This is a genomic window from Bacteroides caecigallinarum (assembly GCF_016902295.1).
Taxonomy (GTDB): Bacteria; Bacteroidota; Bacteroidia; order Bacteroidales; family Bacteroidaceae; genus Phocaeicola; species Phocaeicola caecigallinarum_A.
Genome location: NZ_JACJLQ010000003.1, coordinates 59,275 through 83,618 on the forward strand (window position 1 = coordinate 59,275; position 24,344 = coordinate 83,618).

20 protein-coding genes are annotated in these 24,344 nt (G+C 36.9%); 10 read left to right on the forward strand and 10 right to left on the reverse strand.

What is annotated here, in order from left to right; genetic code table 11:
• Nucleotides 1-29 precede the first annotated feature (29 nt).
• Both H6A27_RS01710 and H6A27_RS01715 read left to right on the forward strand, forming a co-directional pair.
• Nucleotides 30-728, forward strand: coding sequence for a 5'-methylthioadenosine/adenosylhomocysteine nucleosidase (locus tag H6A27_RS01710; protein ID WP_204507456.1), 699 nt, complete (start codon nt 30-32; stop codon nt 726-728).
• A gap of 32 nt (nt 729-760) precedes the next feature.
• Nucleotides 761-1,240 carry an S-ribosylhomocysteine lyase gene (locus H6A27_RS01715; protein WP_204507457.1) on the forward strand — a complete coding sequence of 160 codons (480 nt, stop codon included), beginning with the start codon at nt 761-763 and terminating at the stop codon, nt 1,238-1,240.
• A 258-nt stretch (nt 1,241-1,498) separates the two neighbouring features.
• Here H6A27_RS01715 and rpsO read toward each other — a convergent pair whose 3' ends face one another.
• Nucleotides 1,499-1,768, reverse strand: a complete 270-nt coding sequence (gene rpsO, locus H6A27_RS01720) for a 30S ribosomal protein S15 (protein WP_204507458.1) — start codon at nt 1,766-1,768, stop codon at nt 1,499-1,501.
• 159 nt (nt 1,769-1,927) lie between these two features.
• Between rpsO and typA the strand changes: the two genes are divergently transcribed.
• The 7 genes from typA to H6A27_RS01755 all read left to right on the forward strand — a co-directional run bounded on the left by typA (nt 1,928) and on the right by H6A27_RS01755 (nt 9,956).
• On the forward strand, nt 1,928-3,730 hold the full coding sequence (typA, locus tag H6A27_RS01725) for a translational GTPase TypA (protein WP_204507459.1): 1,803 nt from the start codon (nt 1,928-1,930) through the stop codon (nt 3,728-3,730).
• Between the two features lie 96 nt (nt 3,731-3,826).
• Nucleotides 3,827-4,870: an NAD-dependent epimerase/dehydratase family protein gene (locus tag H6A27_RS01730; protein ID WP_204507460.1), complete on the forward strand. Its 1,044-nt coding sequence runs from the start codon at nt 3,827-3,829 to the stop codon at nt 4,868-4,870.
• An 88-nt stretch (nt 4,871-4,958) separates the two neighbouring features.
• On the forward strand, nt 4,959-5,690 hold the full coding sequence (locus H6A27_RS01735) for a glycosyltransferase (protein ID WP_204404365.1): 732 nt from the start codon (nt 4,959-4,961) through the stop codon (nt 5,688-5,690).
• Nucleotides 5,691-5,702: 12 nt separating this feature from the next.
• Nucleotides 5,703-6,332, forward strand: coding sequence for a lipid-A-disaccharide synthase N-terminal domain-containing protein (locus H6A27_RS01740; protein ID WP_204404353.1), 630 nt, complete (start codon nt 5,703-5,705; stop codon nt 6,330-6,332).
• A 10-nt stretch (nt 6,333-6,342) separates the two neighbouring features.
• A complete protein-coding gene (locus tag H6A27_RS01745) occupies nt 6,343-7,935 on the forward strand; it encodes an ArnT family glycosyltransferase (protein ID WP_204507461.1) in 1,593 nt (530 codons plus the stop codon).
• A gap of 102 nt (nt 7,936-8,037) precedes the next feature.
• Complete coding sequence (locus tag H6A27_RS01750) at nt 8,038-8,838, forward strand: glycosyltransferase (protein WP_204404349.1); 801 nt, start codon at nt 8,038-8,040, stop codon at nt 8,836-8,838.
• 65 nt (nt 8,839-8,903) lie between these two features.
• Nucleotides 8,904-9,956 (forward strand): glycosyltransferase, encoded by a 1,053-nt coding sequence (locus tag H6A27_RS01755; protein ID WP_204404347.1) that lies wholly within the window; start codon nt 8,904-8,906, stop codon nt 9,954-9,956.
• A 66-nt stretch (nt 9,957-10,022) separates the two neighbouring features.
• On the opposite strand, the gene H6A27_RS01760 is transcribed toward H6A27_RS01755, so the two are convergent.
• From H6A27_RS01760 to H6A27_RS01800, 9 genes are all read right to left on the reverse strand, one after another.
• Nucleotides 10,023-11,015, reverse strand: coding sequence for a Stealth CR1 domain-containing protein (locus H6A27_RS01760; protein WP_204404345.1), 993 nt, complete (start codon nt 11,013-11,015; stop codon nt 10,023-10,025).
• A 38-nt stretch (nt 11,016-11,053) separates the two neighbouring features.
• Nucleotides 11,054-11,929, reverse strand: a complete 876-nt coding sequence (locus H6A27_RS01765; protein ID WP_239469527.1) for a lysophospholipid acyltransferase family protein — start codon at nt 11,927-11,929, stop codon at nt 11,054-11,056.
• A gap of 107 nt (nt 11,930-12,036) precedes the next feature.
• On the reverse strand, nt 12,037-13,071 hold the full coding sequence (locus H6A27_RS01770) for a glycosyltransferase family 2 protein (protein ID WP_239469528.1): 1,035 nt from the start codon (nt 13,069-13,071) through the stop codon (nt 12,037-12,039).
• A gap of 95 nt (nt 13,072-13,166) precedes the next feature.
• Nucleotides 13,167-14,297 carry a UDP-galactopyranose mutase gene (glf, locus tag H6A27_RS01775; RefSeq protein ID WP_204507462.1) on the reverse strand — a complete coding sequence of 377 codons (1,131 nt, stop codon included), beginning with the start codon at nt 14,295-14,297 and terminating at the stop codon, nt 13,167-13,169.
• A 329-nt stretch (nt 14,298-14,626) separates the two neighbouring features.
• Entirely contained in the window at nt 14,627-17,737 is a 3,111-nt protein-coding gene (gene lacZ, locus H6A27_RS01780; protein WP_204507463.1) for a beta-galactosidase, LacZ type, read from the reverse strand.
• A gap of 49 nt (nt 17,738-17,786) precedes the next feature.
• The gene (locus H6A27_RS01785; RefSeq protein WP_204507464.1) at nt 17,787-18,767 is read right to left on the reverse strand and encodes a lytic transglycosylase domain-containing protein; all 981 of its coding nucleotides are present in this window, start codon (nt 18,765-18,767) and stop codon (nt 17,787-17,789) included.
• Between the two features lie 56 nt (nt 18,768-18,823).
• Nucleotides 18,824-19,630, reverse strand: a complete 807-nt coding sequence (locus H6A27_RS01790; protein ID WP_204507465.1) for a DUF3108 domain-containing protein — start codon at nt 19,628-19,630, stop codon at nt 18,824-18,826.
• The gene (locus tag H6A27_RS01795) at nt 19,627-21,564 is read right to left on the reverse strand and encodes an Ig-like domain-containing protein (RefSeq protein WP_204507466.1); all 1,938 of its coding nucleotides are present in this window, start codon (nt 21,562-21,564) and stop codon (nt 19,627-19,629) included. The genes H6A27_RS01790 and H6A27_RS01795 overlap by 4 nt, the downstream gene beginning before the upstream one ends.
• Before the next feature lie 46 nt (nt 21,565-21,610).
• Nucleotides 21,611-23,116: a GH3 auxin-responsive promoter family protein gene (locus H6A27_RS01800; RefSeq protein WP_204404333.1), complete on the reverse strand. Its 1,506-nt coding sequence runs from the start codon at nt 23,114-23,116 to the stop codon at nt 21,611-21,613.
• Between the two features lie 148 nt (nt 23,117-23,264).
• On the opposite strand from H6A27_RS01800, the gene H6A27_RS01805 reads away from it, so the two are divergent.
• Nucleotides 23,265-24,275, forward strand: a complete 1,011-nt coding sequence (locus tag H6A27_RS01805) for an ATP-dependent 6-phosphofructokinase (protein WP_204507467.1) — start codon at nt 23,265-23,267, stop codon at nt 24,273-24,275.
• Nucleotides 24,276-24,344 lie beyond the last annotated feature (69 nt).

A 24,344-nucleotide genomic window follows, 5' to 3' on the forward strand; every position in this document is an offset into this window, starting at 1 on the left:
GAAAATCAAAATCAGAACAAATTTACCGAATGAAAATAGGAATTATCACAGCCATGTCTTCCGAACAGAAGCAACTGGCAAACCAACTTACGGAAATAAAAGAAACAAGCAAAGGTCCTTTCAACTATATAGAAGGGAAAATAAACAACAACGAAATAGTACTGATGCAGTGCGGTATAGGAAAAGTAAACGCAGCTGCCGGAACAGTGGAAATGATAAACAACTTCCAGCCTGACTGTATCATCAGCACCGGTGTGGCAGGAGGTATAGACACTTGCCTGAAGGTGATGGATGTAGTGGTGAGCCGCAATATTGTATATCACGATGTATGGTGCGGCGAAGGTAATGCCTACGGACAGATTCAGGGACTCCCTACTTTCTTCGAAGGCAACGAAACCCTCTACAATACAGCAATGTCTCTTGATACTGAAACAGCTATCCACGGAGGCCTCATCTGTACAGGCGACAAATTCATCACCGACCGCAAGGAGTTAGACGAAATAAAGTCAAACTTCCACGAAGGTCTGGCTGTAGATATGGAATCAGCGTCTATAGCTCAGATTTGCTATCTGTATAAAGTCCCGTTCATCAGCTTCAGAATCATCAGCGACACTCCGGGAGCAGAAAACCACTTCGACCAGTATCTTAACTTCTGGGGCGAAATGGCTAACCGCTCGTTCAAGGTGACAGAAACATTCCTTAAGGCATTGCCTAACAGAATTGGATAACTCTTAATTATTAATTTTTTAATTCTTCATTCATGGAAAAAATACCAAGCTTTACAATAGACCATATCCGTCTGCTGCGCGGAATATACGTATCAAGACAAGACAAAGTAGGAACAGAAACAGTAACCACATTCGATGTCCGCATGAAGGAGCCTAACCGAGAACCGGCATTAAGCCCTTCTGCCATCCACACAATTGAGCACCTGGCCGCTACATTCCTTCGCAACCACCCTGTATGGGCAGACAAGATTATATACTGGGGGCCTATGGGCTGCCTCACTGGTAACTATCTCGTAGTAAAAGGTGACCTGAAATCGGCAGACATACTTCCGCTGATGATTGAGACTTTCCGTTTCATTGCCGATTATGAAGGCGAAGTTCCGGGAGCGACAGCCAAAGACTGCGGCAACTATCTGATGATGAATCTTCCTATGGCAAAATGGGAATCAAAGAAATATCTGGAAGAAGTTCTGGAACAGGCAACTGAGGAAAATCTGAATTATCCTGCATAATGAGAAAAAGCCGTTCAGTAAACGTTTAGTGAATGTTCGCTGAACGGCTTTAATTTAAAATGATACTACAGATTTCCATATATTATCCCAATAACAGAGAACATGCTATTAGCAAAGATAATATTAATAAAAAAACGCCTCGGCGTTTAAATTAAAATAACAAGACATTTAATCAAACGACAGGACGTTTAAAAAAATGAGTTATCACCTATTTACAAGGAGATAACTCATTTTAAATTTCCGTGCAGCAAGTAATAATTACTTACGCAAGCCAAGCTCTTTAACGATAGCACGATATCTTTCGATGTCGCGTTCCTTCAGATAGTTAAGTAAAGCACGACGCTTACCAACTAACTTTGTAAGAGCTCTTTCAGTACTATAATCTTTTCTGTTGAGCTTCATGTGCTCAGTCAGGTGAGAAATACGGTATGAAAACAATGCTATCTGAGATTCTGATGATCCAGTATCAGTGTTAGACTTTCCGTACTTTTCAAAGATTTCTTGTTTTTTAGCTGCGTCTAAATACATAATTTTGACAGTTTTTAAAATGTATAAATTTGATTTGCGGGTGCAAAGATACTAACAATCTTTATATTAGACAAAATATCATGGACTTTTTTTCCTGTTTTTTTGAATGACTTTCAACGAAAAATAGTAAATTTGCAGCCAATAATATATAGGTATAGTATGCAAGACATTAGAAACATTGCCATCATTGCCCACGTTGACCATGGTAAAACAACATTAGTGGACAAGATGATGTTGGCGGGACACCTGTTCCGCGGAGACCAGACAAACGGTGAACTGGTATTGGATAACAACGATTTGGAACGTGAAAGAGGTATAACAATCCTTTCAAAGAACGTATCAATCAATTACAAGGGTACAAAAATCAACATTATAGACACTCCGGGACACGCCGATTTCGGTGGTGAGGTAGAACGTGTGCTGAATATGGCAGACGGCTGTATCCTGCTTGTGGACGCATTCGAAGGTCCTATGCCACAGACCCGCTTCGTACTGCAAAAGGCTCTCCAGATAGGATTGAAACCAATCGTAGTAGTAAACAAGGTGGACAAACCCAACTGCCGTCCTGAAGAAGTATATGAAATGGTCTTCGATCTGATGTTCAGCCTCAACGCAACAGAAGACCAGCTTGACTTCCCGGTTCTGTACGGTTCGGCCAAAAACAACTGGATGGGTGAAGACTGGAAAACTCCGACAGACAGCATTACACCTCTGCTTGATGCAATCGTGAAATATATTCCTGCTCCACAGATGCTGGAAGGTACTCCACAGATGCTTATCACATCACTGGACTACTCTTCATATACAGGACGTATCGCTGTGGGACGTGTACACAGAGGTACAATTACAGAAGGTATGAACATTACATTGGCCAAACGTGACGGCACAATGGTAAAATCAAAAATAAAAGAAGTACATACATTCGAAGGTCTCGGACGCAAGAAAGTAGAATCTGTTTCATCCGGCGACATCTGTGCCATAGTAGGTATAGAAGGTTTTGAAATCGGAGATACTATATGCGATTTCGAAAATCCGGAGCCACTTCCGCCAATCGCCATCGACGAGCCTACAATGAGCATGCTTTTCACCATAAACGACTCACCTTTCTTCGGTAAAGAAGGGAAATATGTGACTTCACGCCACATACACGACCGTCTGATGAAGGAACTCGACAAGAATCTTGCACTCCGTGTGAGAAAGACAGAAAACGAGGATGGTAAATGGATTGTCTCAGGACGTGGCGTGCTCCATTTGTCCGTACTTATCGAAACAATGCGCCGCGAAGGCTACGAGCTTCAGGTAGGTCAGCCACAGGTTATCTTCAAGGAAATAGACGGTGTGAAATGCGAACCTATCGAGGAACTTACAATCAGCGTGCCAGAAGAATTCTCAAGCAAGATGATTGATATGGTTACCCGCCGTAAAGGAGAGCTTACATCAATGGAAACTCAGGGCGACCGTGTAAACATAGAATTCAACATGCCTTCGCGCGGAATCATCGGTCTGCGTACAAATGTGCTTACCGCATCACAGGGAGAAGCCATAATGGCACACCGCTTCAAGGAATACCAGCCATACAAGGGTGAGATAGACCGCCGTACCAACGGTTCGATGATAGCCATGGAATCGGGTACAGCATTTGCATACGCCATAGACAAGCTTCAGGATAGAGGCAAGTTCTTTATCTATCCACAGGATGAGGTCTATGCAGGACAGGTGGTAGGTGAACACGTACACGAAAACGACTTGGTAATCAACGTTACAAAATCAAAGAAACTTACCAATATGCGTGCTTCCGGTTCGGACGACAAGGCACGAATCATCCCTCCGGTAATATTCTCACTTGAAGAAGCATTGGAATACATCAAGGAAGACGAATACGTAGAAGTTACTCCAAAAAGCATGCGTATGCGTAAGATTATTCTTGACGAGACTGAGCGCAAACGTGCAAACAAAAACTGATTATAACATCAATTCTATAATAAGTCAATTCCATTGGGCTCACCGGTCCAATGGAATTGTTATTTAAATAAGATTTATCCTACAAACTAATCAATTATGAAAATCCTGATCACCGGTGCGGCCGGTTTCATCGGCTCAAGACTTATGCATGTTTTATCTAAAAAAGGAGAAACCGTAGTTGGAATAGACGAAATAAACAACTATTACGACGTACGCATGAAATTCGCCAGGCTGAAAGAATGCGGAATTACTGTTCCTGATAATTTCTTTTTCTACAATGAAAAGGTGAAAAGTACGATTTTTCCCAACTGCACATTCATAAAAATGTCAATAGACGACAAACCTTCAATAGATAAATTATTTGCTGAAGAGAAATTCGACAAGGTAATGAACCTTGCGGCACAAGCCGGTGTAAGATATTCCATAAGTAATCCATACGCATACCTGAACAGCAACATCACCGGTTTTCTGAATATACTCGAAGCCTGCCGTAACAACAGTGTGGGACATCTTATTTTCGCCTCGTCAAGCTCAGTTTACGGTCTTAACTCCAAGGTACCTTACTCTGAAGAAGATAAGGTGGACAGCCCGGTAAGTCTTTATGCCGCCAGTAAGAAATCGAATGAACTGATGGCACATGCCTACAGCAAACTATATGGTTTTGCCGTAACAGGATTAAGATATTTCACTGTTTATGGCCCGTGGGGACGACCTGACATGGCTCCGATGCTTTTCGCTCAAGCCATCTCAAAAAACGAACCTATAAAGATATTCAACAACGGTAACCTGAGCAGAGATTTCACTTACATAGACGATATAGTTGAAGGCACAATAAGGGTAATCAACAATACCCCAAAAGCAGAAGAATGCGAAAACGGTGTGGCATATAAAATTTATAACATCGGATGTTCGAAACCTGTAAAGCTTATGGACTTCATCAAAGAGATGGAGCAGGCTTTAGGTAAAGAAGCCATCAAAGAATATCTTCCAATGCAACAGGGAGACGTGTACCAGACATACGCCGACACCACAAAATTAGAAAATGAAACCGGCTACAAGCCTCAGATTGGACTGCATGAAGGTATAAATAGATTTATCGAATGGTATAAATCAGACTCAAACCCATTAAAAGGACAATAAAATAATTGTTTTCTGAAAGTTTTGGATAACTTTGCAAAATCACTAATTAAACAACGATATGAGAGAATTTGCGCAAACGTTACTTGCCATAAACAAGACATCGGAATATGACTTAACAGTCGTAGTACCAGTATATAATGAAGAAGATAACATGGCAATGCTGGAAGAAAAGCTGTCTGCCTTTACTTCAATAGCGAAATGTCCAACATGTATATTGTTCGTAAACGATGGTTCTAAAGACAAAAGCCTGGCAGGAATACAGGATTTATGCAAAAGACATAATGATTTCTTCTATATCAGTTTTGTAAAAAACGCGGGACTTAGCGCAGCCATAAAAGCAGGTTTCGACACAGCACAATCTAAGTATGTAGGATATATTGATGCCGACCTACAGACTGCGCCAGACGATTTTAACCTGTTATTGGACTATATCAACGACTATAAATTAGTGATGGGTATCCGCGCAAACAGAAAAGACTCCGGTTTCAAACGCCTGCAATCGAAAATAGCCAACAGCTTCCGTCGCATGATGACTCACGACGGCGCTACCGACACCGGATGTCCGCTGAAAATTCTCCATACAGATTATGCCAAACGTATCCCGTTTTTTACAGGAATGCACAGATTTCTTCCTGCGCTTATATTGCTTCAGGACGGAGGATGCTATAAGGAAATCCCTGTAAGGCACTTTCCAAGAGTGGCCGGCCAGTCAAAATTCAACCTTTGGAACAGACTTATCTCCCCATTCAAGGACTGTTTCGCTTACAGATGGATGAAACACAGATACATTAACTATCAAATTAAAGAAAACAACATCTAACCATTTCCTCTGATGACTATTGTTTATATAATAGGCTTTCTGGCACAGATATTTTTCTCGGCAAGAATTCTTGTACAATGGATATTGTCAGAGAGAGCAAAAGAAATTGTTTCTCCATCCATTTTCTGGATTCTGAGTATAGCAGGATCATACCTTTTGTTTATATACGGATGGTGTAGGGATGATTTTTCAATAATATTGGGACAAATCATATCATATTATATATACATCTGGAACCTTAATGAAAAAGGTATTTGGAGGAATGTAAATATTCTGTTGAGAATAATACTGTTTATTACTCCTTTAGTGGCGTGTGCGTTTCTTCTGAAATCTCCAGAACAATTCATAAGCCAATTTTTCAAGAATGAAGATATTCCTATCTGGTTGCTGATATTCGGTTCCGCCGGACAGGTAATATTCACACTGAGATTTATATACCAACTGATATACTCATACCGTAAACATGAATCTAAACTACCTATAGGATTTTGGATTATAAGCCTTGTAGGTAGCAGCATAATTGTCAGCTACGGTATATTCAGACTCGATCCTGTGCTTATATTAGGACAATCTGTAGGCTTTATCGCATACATCAGGAATATCATCCTGGGAGTAAGAAAAAACAAATCAGCAAAATTATAACAGAATTAAGATGTACAATACCAAGAACGTTCTGGACAGAATAGACAGCATCAGCTTTCTCAAATGGCTGGTATTTATCTTTATTTGCCTTATACCAATCAGCGCATTACGCGATTTTACACCAGCCAACGAGCTAAGATATATAAGCATTGCCGACGAGGCAATCAGAAACGGACACTGGTTCATGCTGACCAACAACGGCGAACCGTATAGCGACAAACCTCCTTTCTACTTCTGGCTGATAATGATAAGCAAGATGCTTACGGGAGAATATCATATATGGTTATTAATGATGTATTCTATTATTCCGGCATTAGGCTGTATATTTACAATGGATAAATGGTGCAGAAACGAACTTGACTCAAAATACAGAAGTATTGCTCCACTATTGTTGATAACAACCGGATATTTTGTCGGAACAGCCATGGTTTTGCGTATGGACATGCTCATGGTATGGTTCATAATACTTGCCCTGCGTGAATTCTACAGGATGTACACAAATGAAGGAAATTTCAAACGCCATCAGATATTTTTCGGCATATATATTCTACTTGGATTTTACTCAAAGGCATTCATGGGTATATTGATACCGCTGGTAACTTCATTAGTGTTCCTTATAACAAAGCGCGAGACAAAGACATTCTTCCGTTACTGGAACTGGAAGGTATGGACTATAGTGCTCGGCGGTATAGCATTATGGTTTGGCATGGTATGGGTGGAAGCAGGCGGAGAATACCTTTACAATCTTACAGTAGGACAGACAGTAAACCGTTCTGTAAAAGTCTCTGTACACAAACATCCATTCTACTTTTATTTAATATACCTCAGCTACGGTGTAGCTCCCTGGACACTGCTCTACGTTGGCAACATTATATGGGGTATCAAGAACAGAATATTTAAAAGCGACTTGCAAAAACTGTTCATCATAGAGATATTTTCAACCTTTATAATGCTTTCATGCTTTGGAAGCAAGCTGGCAATATACCTTGTACCTATATTCCCATTCATGACTTATCTGAGCCTGATGTGTATGGAGAAATTGGCATGGAACAAATGGCAGGCCATAGCTTCCTGTCTTCCCGGATTTCTGATCTTGTTTGCACTGCCGGCATATATTGTAGCCATAAGAATTATGCCTGAGATTTCTTCACCACTTATTATGATATGCTCCATATTACTTACAGCGACAGGAGCCGTATCAATGATAATGGCATGGAAAAACAAAAACATCAGAATGACAATAGTTACTTTCTGTTCAGGCTTCCTAATAACAGCTTTCATTGCAGGATTTACGATGCCCGAATTCAATTCTCAAATAGGATATGGCGAACTATGCCGTAAAGCTCAGGAGAAAGAAAAGGAATGGGATGTATCAAGAGTCACAACATTAGGAGTATGGAGAGCGCAGAACATGGATGTATATTTCCCGGACAGACTGGACGTATATTCATTACAGGAGGCAGACTCACTGAAGAATGTCAATAACAGTCTGTTGATACTGGACAGCAAATACAAGAATGAGGATAATATAAAGCCGTTTATTGACAATAAAGAACAAGTTGAAATTTTAGACGGCAAATATATTCTGGTAAGAATACCGTAAAAGATATGTTATAAAAAACATAAGGTTATATTATATATTCCTCAAAACATACATATCTTTGCCATATACTTAAATGAAAAGCCCAATAGTAAATTCTGAAATATGAATACTAACACGTCAAAACAACAAGTTATAGTATCTATGACTTCGTTCCCAGCAGCAATTCCATACGCCATAAAAGCTGTTGAATCAATTTTAAATGGTACGGTACTTCCTGATAAAGTAATACTTTACCTTACTTATTCTCAATTTGATAAAAGCGGAATACCAGAAGATTTATTGAATCTATCACATAACAACCCTATATTCGAGATACGAAATTACGACATAGACATTCGCTCATACCGCAAATTAATCCCCGCATTAATTGACTTTCCTGATTCAGTGATTGTTACTGTTGATGATGATGTGGCATACCACAAGAATATGTTGCGGGAGTTGTTAAATCTACACACGCAATATCCTGACTCCGTGCTTGCCCATAGAGCTAAACTTATGAAACCTGGCAAGCCATATCGTAAATGGAAAAAGTATAGATGGTATAACTTTGTCATGAAAAGAATTCACTCCGATTTTAGGAATATACAAACCGGAGTAGGTGGAGTACTATACCCTCCACATTCATTAAAGGCTGAAATGCTTGACATTAACTTATTTACAAAAATAGCCCCTACAACGGATGATATATGGTTCTGGGCAGCAGCTGTTGCAAACAATAGAAAAGTAATACCTGTACCTTTCGGTTACAACAAGCCCAAAAGCCTTAATAAGCCACGTAGTTTATCGTTGAAAACCACAAATTTTAAGTCCGGAGTTGATAGAAACGCAGCAGCATTAGCCGCAATTCTAAAAGAGTTTCCTAATATCAGAGAAAAAATCAATTACGGAACAGAACATCAATAACCATCTCTGTATCTATTAGAATTAATTATATATTACCGAGATACCAATTAAAATAAAATCTGTACATGATATACTATTTACCCAAAGATTACAAATTCAAACGTATAAATGATGCCGGCAGTAAAGCCAGGATGGATATTGAACAAACCATGAATCTTTCAGGGTTCATGCCAGCAGGCAAGGAAAAAACGATAAGCAAAAACCGTATATTACATTTTATACAGACATTTTTCATAGTCGCAAGAATGCCGACTTACATAAAGAAAGACGATATACTTATTCTGCAATATCCTGTAAAATACTATCGAATACTATGTTTCTTGGCTCACTTACGCAAGGCTAATGTTGTTACAATAATACACGACCTGGAATGTTTCAGAAATAAGCGAAATTCAGTAAAAAAAGAAATAAGCCTAATGAATCTTTCCGACGCAATTATATGCCATAATCCGACGATGAAAAAATGGCTCTGCGACAATGGATTTAAGGGATATAACAAAAAACAAATCATAGTAACTCTAAAAGTGTTTGATTTTCTATCTGATGCTGAATGTAAAAACAGAGAAGATTCATGGCCATCACATAAGATTGCTTATGCAGGACAGCTTGCACGTATAAAAAACAGTTTCTTATATGAGTTTGGCAATCATATAGAGAATTTCATTCTTAATGTCTATGGGAAAGGATTTGACGAATCAACAGCCGCTCGTCCGGATAAGTTCGACGTAAAAGGATTTATGCTACCAGACAAATTAATAAACTCAGCAGAAGGAGATTTTGGGCTGGTATGGGATGGTGGAGACATCAATAGCTGCGATGGTAACTGGGGAGAATATCTTAAAATAAATACACCCCATAAAATATCATTATATATACGTTGTGGATTACCTCTTATAATATGGAGTAAAGCCGCAATGGCTGAATTTATAAAGACCAATGAGATAGGTATATGTGTAGATTCGTTACGCGATATAAACAATATATACAAGCATCTGACAAAAGATGAATATAAAAAGATGTGTGACAACGTGCAGCGAATAAGCAAACGACTTTCAGAAGGATGGTATTGTAAAACGGCAATATCAGAAGTTGCCTCACTACTCAAAAAAGGTATTTGATTTAAAATTAAAACCACTAACCTAAATCGAGGATTAGTGGTTTTAATTTTATTGGGGATAAGCAGATTATAATTCGAAACTTGACTTTTCAGGCAATATGCTTTCAAAAGCACTATTAATATTCTCCATAACCTGTTCATAATTACGAATATGAACGTTATCATTCAGGCATATTAGTTTATAAGACTGATTATATATTGCCTTTATTGCCTGTTTAGGCTTAATCATCAATGGGAACATTTTAGTATCCTTGTAAGTATTATAAGGCTCAAAATTACCCTTACATATTTGCCATGTACGAAATAACTCAGGAGTATAATCGTTTAATGCGCGGAACTTGTTAACAGAAGTTTCAGTAAGTTCCTTACCTGCCACGGACCATACTTCCTCAAATGTACTCTTAAGATATGGCTGTGCATTATGAGGTGTGCGTAAAGTTATAAACTTACTATATGGCTTTAAAATATAATTCCAACGAGCCTTAGAACCATAACTTTTGTTAAACCACTTATCATAATCGCGGGCAATAACTTCTTTCTTATCAAAATGCTTATTTATTATTCTAAGGTTATTCTTTATCCTTTTATACCATTGTGACCAGGACGGATTGTAAAGGAAAGCAGCAATATCACATGGTAAACCGTTCTTAAAGAAACGCTCCTTATCTATTCTGTTTATAATATAGAAATCATCATTGAAATACACAAAATGGTCGGCAAGTCCCGGAATTTTGTGTATGTATCTTTCTATAACTACAGAATTATACGTAGGCAAGAACTCTTCAGGAATGTAGTCCTTATGGTTTACTAAATTAATCTTAGGATTATTTTCATCAAGCCATTCAGGTTTTTGCCCACTTGTAACAAAATGTATCTTACGTACCCATGGAGCAAACTTTTCTACCCCCCTGAACCAATATTTCAAAAAACCGTAATCGCGAAAGCGAGCCTTAGAGACTCCATTTTTAGTATTTTCTTTCTTACCAGAATACTTTGCAAATTCAGCTTGCCATTCAGGGTCATCCATATTAACCCACGTGATTACAAAATCAATATCCATAATAAGTTTTTTAATGATTATTCTGTCCTGTAACTTTCTTATTTATTCAGTATTTCCGCATTTCTGAAACGATTATGAGACCACAAATACAATTCAGGATGAGTATTAATACATTTTTCCAACATTCTATAATAAAGAGAAGTCAATTCATAATCAGGCAATGATTGAGGATTATCGTGAAGCTTTATAAACTCTGCCTCATAATATCCTCTTTTTACTCTTTTCACATTAAGGAAAAAAGCCTCAAATCCATAATGTTTTGTAATCTTCTCTGTACCTGTCAATACAGGGGTGTTGTGATTAAGAAAATGCAAGAAATGATGTGATTCAACTTTCTTGGGAGACTGATCGGCTATAAAACCTATTATACAGACTTTACGATTGGCAACAAGTTCAGTGGCATAACGTGCCGTCTTGCGCATATCCACACACACAGCTCCCATTCTCTCACGAATGTAAAGCATCAACCTATCCATATTCTGATTACTCAATTTATGATATATTTGAGCACTCGTTACATCACTTTCCAGATGTAAAGGTATGGATGAACACCATTCCCAATTAGCATAATGACCAAGATATAGACTGATAGATTTACCTTGTTTCAATGTTTCGTTCACTTCTTCAATATTCTTGAAACTCATGCGTCGCTTTATTTCATCCTTTGATGCTGAAGCAAGTTTGACACTCTCAAGAATCATATCAACAAAGAAATGGTAAAACTGCTTTTCTATCTTTATTATTTCTTTCTCACTTTTTGAGGTAAATGATTCTGTCAGGTTCTTGCGTACAATACGTCTCCTATATCTGAACACATAATATACTAAATAAAACAAACAGTCAGATATAAAATACATCACACGGAATGGAATGTGAGATAAGATTCTAATAATAGAATAGAGCAAATAATACATAATAAAAATTTTATAGCTTATATATAGTTACACAACTGCATTATTTTTCAATCATATCAAATGCACAAATACACCAATTCTAAAAGGACAGAGAGCTGATATAAGTTCTATATTTTGAAACGTTTTCTCTTCTGGAAATGAACCTTCTGATAAGAACCGATAATCATATTCAGAACTTTTTTGCTCTTAACTCTCTTATATAGTTTAAAATAGAACTTATTCATAATCTTGCTTTCCGTCTTATACTTCTCAGCTCTTTTTATAATATCTTCAACAACAGCATATTCATCTTTAGTCAGCTGCTTATGCCATCTAAGACTATTTATGAACATATTATAGATTTCAGACAGAAAATATCTTTGATTCGAAACTGTTATTTTACTATTGTTACTATACGATTTGTCCATGTAGTCAAGCACAAAACTGATAACTTTAATTACATGATTGTAATTTCTTAATAACGAAACTGCACTCGTTGACTGATCATCACGTCCAATAAAATAATAATATAAATACAAATCAAAAACGATGAAGTCCTTTATTCTGTCTATCGGGAGGAAACAGTATTGAATATCAGTATAACAAATACCTTCTATATGTTTCAGGCCGACCTTGCGCAGGACCTCAGTCTTATATGCCATACTATGCATATTAAACTCTCTGCCAGTTACATGAGACTCAATCTCGAAATCCTGCATCTGATATACTTTATTATATTCTACAGTGCTGAAAGGGAATTGCTTTACTTCTATACTACCATTTTTCTTTACCCTATATTCAGTTCTCAATGTAATAAACAAATCTGTATCACAAGTTTCCAATCTCTTTAAAAGTTCTATCAGAGCCCCTGTGTCAAACCAGTCATCCGCATCAAGCATTCTTAAATATTTACCCTTAGCAATAGCAAGTGCAGCATTAATACACGACCCATAATGACCATTAGCTTTATCAATAACCGTTATTATGTCCGGACGCTTTTTCTCGTATTCACGAATAATCTCAAGCGATTTATCCTTACTTCCGTCATTAACGACAATAACTTCAAGAGTAGATGGAACCATAGCATCTGTCACTGTATCCAGACATCTTGCTATATATTTCTCCATATTATAGGTTGGGACAACTAATGATAATAACTTCATATATTTTACCGATATTAAATTACTACAAAATACTTAATATAATCTAAATGCAGAATATTTATATTTACTGCCTTGATGATTAATATTTTATTCTATTAGTCAATATCCATATTAAGAACCTTTTCTATGATTGGAGCCATATCATAATATTTATATTCCGCCAACCTACCGCCAAAAATAACTCTTGATTCCTTGTCTGACAATGATTTATATTTCTGATGTAACTCATTGTTTTTGAAATCATTAATGGGATAATACGGTTCCAGATTTTCATTCCATTCAATAGAGTATTCCTTAGAAATAATTGTTTTCTTACATCTGTCAACATCTTCTCCAAACATCTCAAAATGTTTATGCTCAATCACTCTGGTATATGGAATATCCTTGTCTGTATAATTTACGACGGCATTTCCCTGGTAATTCGAGCAGTCCAACTCTTCTTCCTCAAAATACACTGTTCTATATTCAAGTTTTCCAAACTGATAGTTATAGAATTCATCAATTTTTCCTGTAAAGACTATCTTCTCTGCTATCTGTTCCCAATATTCTCTGTTTTCAAAGAAATCTGTATTTGTAATGACTTCAACATCCTTCAATAATCCTTCTATCAGTTTATTGTATCCTCCTATTGGAATTCCCTGGTATTTATCACTAAAATAATTATTGTCGTAAACAAATCTCACAGGAAGTCTCTTGATGATAAAAGACGGCAGCTCGGTACATTTCCTTCCCCATTGTTTTTCAGTATAGCCTTTAATGAGTTTCTCGTAAAGATCAACACCTATCAGAGATATTGCCTGTTCCTCAAGATTGGCGGGTTCCTTTGTTTCGGATAATGATATTTTATCCAACATTTCCTTTCGTTGGGTGTTAATCTTATCTATAGCTTCGGCAGGTGTTGTAACTCCCCACATCTGATAGAATGTATTCATATTAAAAGGTAAATTGAATAACTGCCCTTTATAATTGGCTATCGGAGAGTTTGTATATCTATTGAATTCAACTATGCCATTTACAAAATCCCATACTTTTTTATTTGATGTATGGAAGATATGAGCACCATATTTATGAACATTTATACCATGCCTATTCTCACAATATATATTACCACCAATATGATCACGCTTGTCTATAACCAAACATTTCTTATTAGCCTGTTTTGCCTTATAAGCAAAAGTAGCGCCGAACAGGCCACTACCTACTATTAAATAATCAAATTTATACATGTGTGAATGAATTAAATAAAAACTATAAATACAATGTTTAAACTAAAAAAGTAATGGGACAAGAAATATTGTTTTAATTCTAAACTCTATTTTTAATATTAAAGTTTACTATTTTAACGTGATTAACATGGTACATCAATGATTAATGATACAATGATTTGTCTAACTTTTATTTTATTAATATATAAATCGACTTCAAATATAGTTTATTACTTGCTCATTTCAAAACTTCTTACGTTTTTTCAATATATAAAAAATAAGCTCATGGTATATTTTAGAAAATACTACAAGAAAGGCCATCTCATTACCGAGACAGCCTTTCATTATCATTATTTAATAGTTATAACATCTTGTATTGGGGTCATAATGAATGTAAATTCATAATCTCCATAAGGTATCCTATATTCAGGAAGAGGTATTGCACCCCAGCTATCAACACATGCCAAACCTTGTTGAACCTTATCGATAAGGAAGTTTGTAAGATTTGCAGGAGAGACCTCATTGGAATGACTCTGACGTTTATCACTGCCATCATCTAAAGACTCAATAGTGTAATGCAAAGCAGATGCAGAGAAAGGCTCTGATGCAACAAACATCAAACCTTTACCTTCAGCATTTGATAATTTCCACCAACGGATATCAGTCTTGTTTCCATTTTCCTGAGGGCGGATATAAGGATAGAACTGTTCAGTCACAGTCTGATTATAAATTCCCAAATCTGTAGTGTATTTTCTATCAATATAATTCTCAACAGGGCCACGACCATAATACAGAATGTTTTCAAATGAAACAGGCATTGGCATCTGCATACCGAAACGGAACATATCAGATACCTTAGCCGATTTATCAGCAATCATCTTCTGAGTTACTTTTACAGCACCCTCATTATTAATTGTGTATGTGAGATACAACTTAGCTGAGACACTTACGATATCATATTCTGCAGAAACAACAATCATATCATCTGCTGTTTCGTGTTTCATTGAAACGAGTTTAATCTCAGGATTCTTCCATACAGCATATTTTTTCTGAAGACCTGCTCCATAATCATTGTCTGTCGGAGCACGCCAGAAGTTTGGAGTGAGCTGTGCGCCTTCGTCAATCATTTGAGTTCCGTTTACACAATAGCTGTCCATAAAGCCATTATACTTATTGAACTGAATATTGAATGTTTCGCCAATAATCTCAAGACAATTTGAATTTGCATCATTAGCTACAGGAACTACAACAGGAATATTCTTCTCTACTACATTTGCGAACTTAAGTTCCGAAGTTTTATATTCCTTCAAAACAATCTGGTTTTTAGCAACTACATGACCTGCAGGAACAAGACTTTCACTATACTTCTGTACATATCTGACATTGAGTAACCATTCACCATCCTCGCCAATATTACCTAAATCCAATTTCTGTGATACAGTCTGGCGTGGAGCTACATTAATATTTTCAACAACTCCGTTACGCACAGGTTTACCATTATAAACTACTTCCCATTCCATACGGTAAGCAGCAAGGTCGCGGAAGAAATTCTCATTAAAGATCTTTACTTCCCCCTTACTCAAGTCACCAGGAGTGGTCCAAATGTTCTGATAGAAATAGCCTACTTCATACATGTGCGGATTAGGAACTCGATCAGGACTTATCAATCCATTGTCGCAGAAATTATTGTCACTGGCATCGAAACGGTTGAAATCACCTCCATAAGCATATATCATTTCTCCGTTCTTACCTGTCCAGCGACATGACTGATCTACAAAGTCCCAAATAAAGCCACCCTGATATTTCGGATACTTACGTATCAAATCCCAATATTCCTTGAAACCTCCTTCTGAATTACCCATAGCATGAGCATATTCACACTGTATAAGAGGTTTAGTCTTACTTTCATCCAAAGAATATTTTTCGCAAGCATCATATCCATAATACATTGGGCAGAAGATATCAGTCAATCCTGAATAATCTGCGCGTTCATACTGTACCGGACGACTTGGGTCTTCTTTCTTCGCCCAATGATATGCCGCCTCAAAGTTAGGACCGTATCCGGCTTCGTTACCCAAAGACCAGAATATTATACTTGGATGATTGAAATTACGCTGTATATTACGCATATTTCTTTCCATGTGAGCTTTGGCATACGAATCCACTTTTGCCAGCGTACTCTCGCGATAACCCATACCGTGTGATTCAACATTTGCCTCGGCTACCATATATATACCATATTTATCACACAGTTCATACCAGTACGGATCATCTGGATAATGACATGTTCTTACTGCATTAATATTGAATTCCTTCATTATCTGGATATCCTGTATCATACGCTCGCGTGAAACAACATAACCACCATCAGGATCCATCTCATGTCTGTTGGCACCTTTGAACAATACAGGCTGTCCGTTTACAAGCACTTGAGCATTCTTTATTTCAATTTTTCTGAATCCTACTTTAAGCGGAACAACTTCTGTCTTATTACTACCATTAATCACACTTGCACGTAGAGTATAAAGATAAGGAGTTTCAGCAGTCCATTTATTTGGCTTCTCTACATTGAACTCAGTCTTTACAGTACCAGAACCTTTAACTTCTTTAGTTTGGATAACGTTATTATCTGCGTCAATAAGTTCCAGACTTACTTTATTATTTCCTTTCAGGCTCAATTCCACACCAAGTGTTCCATTCACATACTCATCATCAAGCGAAGGAATGACACGTATATCGTCTATACGGTTGCGATTGCGAGTGTATAAGTAGCTATCGCGAGCTACACCGCTATAACGGAAGAAATCCTGATCTTCAAGATACGACCCGTCGCACCATCTGAATACTTGGAATGCTATAAGGTTTTTCTTACCTGGAACAAGATATTTGGTTATATCGAATTCAGCTTCCAGCTTACTGTCCTCGCTGTAACCCACAAACTTACCATTTACCCATAAGTACATATTTGAAGTAACAGAGCCGAAATGAGCAATGATATCTTTTCCTTTCCAATTGGCAGGAACTACTATTTCCTTACGATAGGAACCCACATGATTTTTCTCCACTGGAACATAAGGAGGATTATTCTTGTACTGGTTCCGCCAAGCATATCCTATATTGACATAAATAGGATCACCGTATCCGTTAAGTTCCCAAACGGCAGGAACACGGAAATCATCCCACCCGTTATCATCATATCCCAAACGGAAAAAATCCTTCGGTCTTTTATCAGCACTCTCAACCCACAGGAATTTCCACTTCCCATTTAGAGTCATATAGTTATCAGACTCTTCTTTAATCCCTCTATCAGCAGTCTCAACATCTTCGTAAGCGAAGAAACTGGTATGCATTGGGGCACGATTGATTGCATTAACATTCGGGTCCTGCCACTCTTTAAATGATTGTGCAGAAACTGATAACGCACATGCGCACATTGTGCTTAACAATAACAAGTTTTTCATGAATTATATAATTTAAATTTATGATATGAAGTTTCCTTATCAATATCTATTACTTGTCAACAACCCAGTTCCTACTATAAGGCATAGTGAATTCCCGCTTGTAATTCATTTTATCTTTTTCAGGAATCATTATCTCATATTCCTTTCCATTCCTACATGGAAGTGAAGTATCTCTAAGCCAAGGGTTAAGATTTTTCAGTAGAGCATACGTTGTTCCCTGGCTTTTAGCAAAACGTGCCAAATCTGTTATTGTCTCTGATATCTTAACAGTTCTATAATGAATTTGAGGATATAAGTCTGAAGACCTTAGATAAAAACCAAACTCAGAAGGGTCGTCAAATAACAGTTTGACAGCAAATATTCTATATATATATCTTGCGGTTTCCTCCACAAGATAAAGGTCTAACGTCTCATCCGTGTATTGCCTCTCCTGCTGCTGTGAAATTCTTCTTTGACCTGCATTATATGATGCAGCTACGCTTACCCAATCACCAAATTTTTCATAAGCGTTTTTTAAATATTTACATGCCGCATAAGTAGCTTTTACTACATTATATCTTTCATCAATATGAGAATCAACTTCCAAGCCATATTCTTTTCCCGTAGTAGGCATAAATTGCCACAAACCAGCAGCACCGGCTCCGGAACGTGCCAATGGGTTACAAGCACTTTCTATAGCCATAAGATACTTGAAATCTTCCGGGATGCCTTTTTCCTTAAGTATAGGTACAATAATAGGGAAATATCTGTTAGCTCTTTTAATGGTCTGAATTGATGTACTATGCATATACGAAAAAGCCATAAGTTCCCTATCCATGCGTTCATGTCGGTCATATCTGGTTAAATCTATTGTATCACCGCAAAACACTACATATTCAGGAACTTCAACACAAGAATATCTGTTGTTGTCCACTTTCTCTTTTTCTTTATCGCTGCCAATGCAATGCGCACTCAACAAGAACGGAGAAACGCATAATAATACCACAGCAACAGATATTCCTGACAAATGCTTTTTTAATCTGCTTATCATTATATTAGAATTTAATGTTCAATATATAATTAAATCAACAAAATTAATTAATCGGCCTATTTTACCAAAGAATCCAAAGGATATTTGTTACCCTTTATTCCTGAGAGGAATGCTTTAGCAGATCCAAAATTCAAATACATGTCAAGACGTACCGGTAAATGATTTCTATCGTCTGTCACATAAAATGTGATAACTTCCTTTTCCTCTCCTTTTACATATTCTACAAGCGAAAAAACGAGACAGCGATATTTATTTCCATCTTCTGCTTTATAAATATCCTTACCCCTATAAATAAGAGTTTGCTTATCTATATCTTTACCTGTAGCCATTGAAAATAATATTTTATCTCCGACCTTATAACTTGTAGCATCATAAGAACGCGCCTGAAGAAGTATGCTTAACATATCATATACACACACTGATGACTCTTGAAAATTCTTTCTTATATTTCCATTTACTACTCTATGCTGATCTACAATACACTTACCATTCCTATAACCGAACTTTACATCATCTACACTATATCTTTTACCCTCAGCAGCTCCTTTACGGAAATATAAAGGCACAAGTTCTTCAGAAGTAATACAAGTAAGAGTGTCACGCATTCTGAAAAACATATCTATTTTCTTATTCGTGAATGACTCAAGATCTGTCCTAAGGCATTTTTTACCATTATACGTGGTAGTATCAACTGTCATTTTAGCCCAACCGGCATTAATCCATATAAACTTCCAGTTAAATTTCAGTTCATACGAAAGTTCTTCTCCGGGCTTTATCGCATCATTTACAGCCCCACACTGTGCTTTAGCGCATATTCCAGCAAAAAGGAACAAGAATATGCATATATATATACGTTTTATCATGATGTTCGTCCTAATTTTTTTGCTCGTTCCTTATTTCTATCTTTTATTTTCTTCGCCTCTTCAGGCTTCTGTTTCTTTATTTCATCAAGTTTCTGTTTATCCAACGGAATGGACCTGACATCCCAGTTCTCTTCAAACTCAAAGTTCGCCTTCATCTCCCAGACCTTAGGGAAATAATATACTTCTTCCGGCTGTACCTTCTTATCATACTCACCTGTATCCCATTTTCCATTACCATTTCTGTCAATATACATTCTTATGTAATATTTTGTATTTGGCTGTAGGAAATAAAAATCACAGGTATTATTATCTTTAACTTTCTGTTCTCTAACAACTGCATCACTTGAGTTCAATAATTGCACTATAGCATTACCTTCAACTCCGCTTATATTCAAATAGAGAGTACCATATTCCTCCAATGTTTTCACCTTAACCGTATTCTCTGTCTTATTGGTGTGCAAGCCATAAATACTTTTTATCGCCGCAGAATCAACTGTAAGTCTATATTCATTACCAGGTTTCCAGTCGCTAAGAATATAATATTGTCTTGGCACAAGACTGTCTGCCATAAATATAAAACGCTCCTTCTCCCATAATGTATCGACTTTCACATCAACATGAATGGCAGAAGTATCTATACTGAATACCGGTTCGTCAAACTTCAGACATATATTTTTATTTATGTCCATTGACGAAGGAGCATCAACATTCATATTAAAGAATTTTGTTTCAACTACATTATTTAAAGTATCACCTTTCTTACGTTTTTTCTGCTGTTCTTTTTCTTTCTTCTCCATTTCTTCCTTTGCCATAGCCAAACGCTTAGCTTTATCAACCTTATTCATCATGGTTAAAGTATCACGTTTTGGCACAAGTTTCCCCAAAGTATCGGTATAAAGATAATCAACCTGTAGAGTAAGTGTATCCCTCTCACAAAGGACTGTATCTTTTATCCAATATCTTATTGTATCATTATTGATAGACGGTTCAATTACAAAAGCATCCTTTTCGTCAAAATCAAGTCCGACAACAGTTGGAAGACTATCAGCCTGAGCACTGAAATAAAGAGAAAATCTGTTTAACTGCTCTCTTTCACTTTTGGCAAGATATTGCATTGTATTAACCTCCTTAAAAGCCCTCAATACTATATTATCAGGCATAAAATGAGTATAATGCACCGTCTTGATAGTATCTATTTTTAATGTATCAATAGCATTCCACGTTGTATCCTGCCTAACAGCAGGCTCTTGTGAAGGGAGAATAAGAGAATCGTTATAAGCGATTATTTCTGTTTTTGAATCGAATAAATAATTCTGGTTTCCATCCTTCAGCGCATATATTCTATATTCCCCAGGAGCTACACCCTTTATTGTAAATCTTCCCCTACTGTCTGTACGGGATATTCTGTCGAAAGGCAACTTTGTGAAAGCAGAATCATTAAGGTTCTTATGCAGTCCCACCTGAATCCCCTTGATTGGTTCCAGGTCCTGAGCATTAAGTACAGTTCCCGATACTTCCATGGTATCTATTGTCTCTCCTGTAGAAAATGCATAGGCAAAGTTACCCATAGGATTTCCTTCATTATTATCTACAATCGCATCACCAAAATCTATTGTATATGTTGTATTATGCTTTAACGAGTCAAAAAATTCCACAAGGACTCTTTTTCCACTTGCCTTTACCTCCGGAGCTTCGGCTTGAGGAGGTGAAATTATTACCTTTTCAGCGGCATTTTCAATCTTGATGAACTCATCAAATTCAATTGCTATTTTCTTTCGTGTATTGTTTATAGCATTAGGTTCTGGAGTAGCACGTACAAACTTTGGAGGCGTTTCATCATAAGGTCCACCATCAGGTGTGCCTGTACTTGCACATGCATATATCATCAAGATTAAAACTGTTAATGGCAAAATATGTAATGTAGATAATTTCATCTTATAAACTTTGCTATAGTGTAAATGACATTAATTCGATGTAATATTATTGGTTAAAGCCCAACATGCTATCAATATTCTCACGATTATTACTTAAACGAGGGATTTTATGCTGTCCACCCAATTTACCCTTCTGTTTTAACCAATCATGGAACAATCCAGGACGAGCTACAATAATTTCTAATTCCTGCAGAGTAATATCTTTATGCCTTTTAGCTTCATAATCAGAATTTATACTCTGTAATGCTTTATCGAGTACGTGACGGAAATGCTCCACAGAATCAGGCATACGACTGAATTCTATCAGCCATTGATGACGGCATTTAGCATTAGCATCCATAAATACCGGTGCAGCTGAGTATTCAAGTACCTGTGCCCCTGTTTCACGACAAGCGACTTGCAATCCTTTTTCAGCATTATCCACCATAAGTTCCTCACCAAATGCATTTATAAAATGCTTTGTTCGTCCTGTTATAATAAATTTATATGGATTTTTCTGTGTAAATTTTACTGTGTCACCAATTATATATCTCCATAATCCACAAGAAGTACTTATTACCATTGCATAATTTTTTCCGACTTCTACTCCCCACAATGGAACTATTGTAGGATTCTCTTTATCAAATTCTTCCAATGGAATAAACTCATAGAATACGTCATAATCAATCATCAGCAACAAAGAAGGATCGGTCAACGAACTTTGAAGTCCAAAAAAACCTTCACTGGCATTATAAGTTTCCATATAATGCATTCTGTCTGATTTTATAAGACTCTTATATTGTTCCCTATAAGGAGTAAAACAGACTCCACCGTGGAAAAACACCTCTAACCCGGGCCATACCTCATCCAATGTCTCAGCCCCTGTTTTCTCCAATATTCTTTTTATTACAGCAAGCATCCACGATGGGACACCAGAAATATTGGTAATATTCTTATTTATTGTAGAATCTGCTATTTTTTCAACTTTTTCTTCAAACTCACTTAACAACGCTATTTTCTTACTTGGTACACGGATAAAATTCACCAATGGATTAACATTCTGAATCAATATAGCAGACAAATCTCCGACAAGACTGTTTTTCAGGTTATAATTAGGCGAATGACTACCACCAAGTATGAGTCCCTTACCATTAAAAAAACGACTTTTAGGGTTTTCTCCCAAATATAATGCAACTGCGTCTCTCCCACCATTGTAATGAATATTATGCAATCCTTCGTTCGATACAGGGATGAATTTACTCTTATCATTTGTAGTCCCCGAAGATTTAGCATACCATTTAATCAGACCAGGCCATAATATATCTTTTTCACCATGACGCATGCGGTCAATATATTCTTTTACATTTTCGTATGTTTGAATTGGGACCTTATTAAAATCAGAATATTTATTTATGTTCTTGTAATCATAACGTTTCCCCCATTCTGTATATGAAGCCGAGTTGACAAGTCGTCTCAAAACATTTTCCTGTATTTCTTCCGCATTGGCAGAATATTTTTCAATTTGCTTTCTACGTGATACAAATATTCTGTCAATCAATTTAGTTGGGTTCATATTTTTATTACAATTTTCTTCTATTTTATACTATTGCAAAGGTATGTTTTTTCTTATTATATAGATAGATGACAGGATTATTTTTTATTAAAATCGAGTAAATCTTGTTTTTTTAATAACTTTACATCATAAATTAATTGTTCACAATATGAAAATAGGAATATTGACATCAGGAGGCGATTGTCCAGGCATAAATGCAACGATAAGAGGTGTTTGCAAAAGTGCCTTAAACCACTATGGGATGGAGGTTTACGGTATTCATAATGGATTCCGCGGATTAATGGATGGACATGTAAACAGACTAACAGAAGACTCTACATCAGGTTTGCTTACATTAGGAGGCACTATACTCGGGACTTCACGTGAGAAACCTTTCAAAAAAACTTCAACAAACATAAATAACGAAAGACCTTCAATGATTATAAAAACAATACAGAGCTATGGTCTTGATTGTCTTGTATGTATTGGTGGTAATGGAACACAAAAAACTGCCGCCAAACTTATGGAAGTGGGAATCAATGTGATTACTATTCCTAAAACGATAGACAATGATGTTTGGGGTACAGACATTTCTTTCGGTTTCGACTCTGCAGTTTCAATTGCAGCCGATGCCATAGACAGGTTGCATTCAACGGCAAGTTCGCATCAAAGGGTTATGGTAATTGAAGTAATGGGACACAAAGCCGGTTGGTTAGCTTTATACTCGGGTATGGCTGGTGGTGGAGATATAATACTAATGCCTGAAATACCATTCAATATACATAGCATAGGCGACACAATTATCAACCGTTTAAAGAAAGGCAAACCATACTCAATCGTAGTTGTTGCAGAAGGCATAAACACCCCTGAAGGCAAGAAAGCGGCACAGTATATAGCAGAAGAAATAGAATACGAAACCGGATTTGAAACGAGAGAAACTGTTTTAGGATATATCCAGCGTGGAGGAAGCCCAACTGCTTTCGACAGAAATCTTGCAACTCTGATGGGTGGTCATGCTGTAGAGTTGATTTCAAATAAGCAATACGGCAGAATGGTGGCATTACAAGGCAACAAGATATCTTCAATACCTCTTTCTGAAACTGCCGGGAAATTACGCCTTGTTACAGAAAACCATGAATTAGTGGTACAAGGTAGGCGAATGGGAATTTGTTTCGGATAATAAGAACAATAGACATATATATACAACAAAAGAGCAGTAACTTCAACTTTATCACTTGAGTTACTGCTC

Excerpts from the sequence above, each read along its gene's own strand:
- H6A27_RS01755 (WP_204404347.1), top strand. The coding sequence starts at position 8,904 with ATGATATACTATTTACCCAAAGATTACAAATTCAAACGTATAAATGAT.
- H6A27_RS01740 (WP_204404353.1), top strand. The coding sequence starts at position 5,703 with ATGACTATTGTTTATATAATAGGCTTTCTGGCACAGATATTTTTCTCG.
- rpsO (WP_204507458.1), bottom strand. The coding sequence starts at position 1,768 with ATGTATTTAGACGCAGCTAAAAAACAAGAAATCTTTGAAAAGTACGGA.
- H6A27_RS01785 (WP_204507464.1), bottom strand. The coding sequence starts at position 18,767 with ATGATAAGCAGATTAAAAAAGCATTTGTCAGGAATATCTGTTGCTGTG.
- H6A27_RS01765 (WP_239469527.1), bottom strand. The coding sequence starts at position 11,929 with ATGTATTATTTGCTCTATTCTATTATTAGAATCTTATCTCACATTCCA.
- lacZ (WP_204507463.1), bottom strand. The coding sequence starts at position 17,737 with ATGAAAAACTTGTTATTGTTAAGCACAATGTGCGCATGTGCGTTATCA.
- glf (WP_204507462.1), bottom strand. The coding sequence starts at position 14,297 with ATGTATAAATTTGATTATTTAATAGTAGGTAGTGGCCTGTTCGGCGCT.
- H6A27_RS01790 (WP_204507465.1), bottom strand. The coding sequence starts at position 19,630 with ATGATAAAACGTATATATATATGCATATTCTTGTTCCTTTTTGCTGGA.
- H6A27_RS01795 (WP_204507466.1), bottom strand. The coding sequence starts at position 21,564 with ATGAAATTATCTACATTACATATTTTGCCATTAACAGTTTTAATCTTG.
- H6A27_RS01770 (WP_239469528.1), bottom strand. The coding sequence starts at position 13,071 with ATGAAGTTATTATCATTAGTTGTCCCAACCTATAATATGGAGAAATAT.
- H6A27_RS01730 (WP_204507460.1), top strand. The coding sequence starts at position 3,827 with ATGAAAATCCTGATCACCGGTGCGGCCGGTTTCATCGGCTCAAGACTT.
- H6A27_RS01805 (WP_204507467.1), top strand. The coding sequence starts at position 23,265 with ATGAAAATAGGAATATTGACATCAGGAGGCGATTGTCCAGGCATAAAT.
- H6A27_RS01715 (WP_204507457.1), top strand. The coding sequence starts at position 761 with ATGGAAAAAATACCAAGCTTTACAATAGACCATATCCGTCTGCTGCGC.
- typA (WP_204507459.1), top strand. The coding sequence starts at position 1,928 with ATGCAAGACATTAGAAACATTGCCATCATTGCCCACGTTGACCATGGT.
- H6A27_RS01710 (WP_204507456.1), top strand. The coding sequence starts at position 30 with ATGAAAATAGGAATTATCACAGCCATGTCTTCCGAACAGAAGCAACTG.
- H6A27_RS01760 (WP_204404345.1), bottom strand. The coding sequence starts at position 11,015 with ATGGATATTGATTTTGTAATCACGTGGGTTAATATGGATGACCCTGAA.
- H6A27_RS01800 (WP_204404333.1), bottom strand. The coding sequence starts at position 23,116 with ATGAACCCAACTAAATTGATTGACAGAATATTTGTATCACGTAGAAAG.
- H6A27_RS01745 (WP_204507461.1), top strand. The coding sequence starts at position 6,343 with ATGTACAATACCAAGAACGTTCTGGACAGAATAGACAGCATCAGCTTT.
- H6A27_RS01750 (WP_204404349.1), top strand. The coding sequence starts at position 8,038 with ATGAATACTAACACGTCAAAACAACAAGTTATAGTATCTATGACTTCG.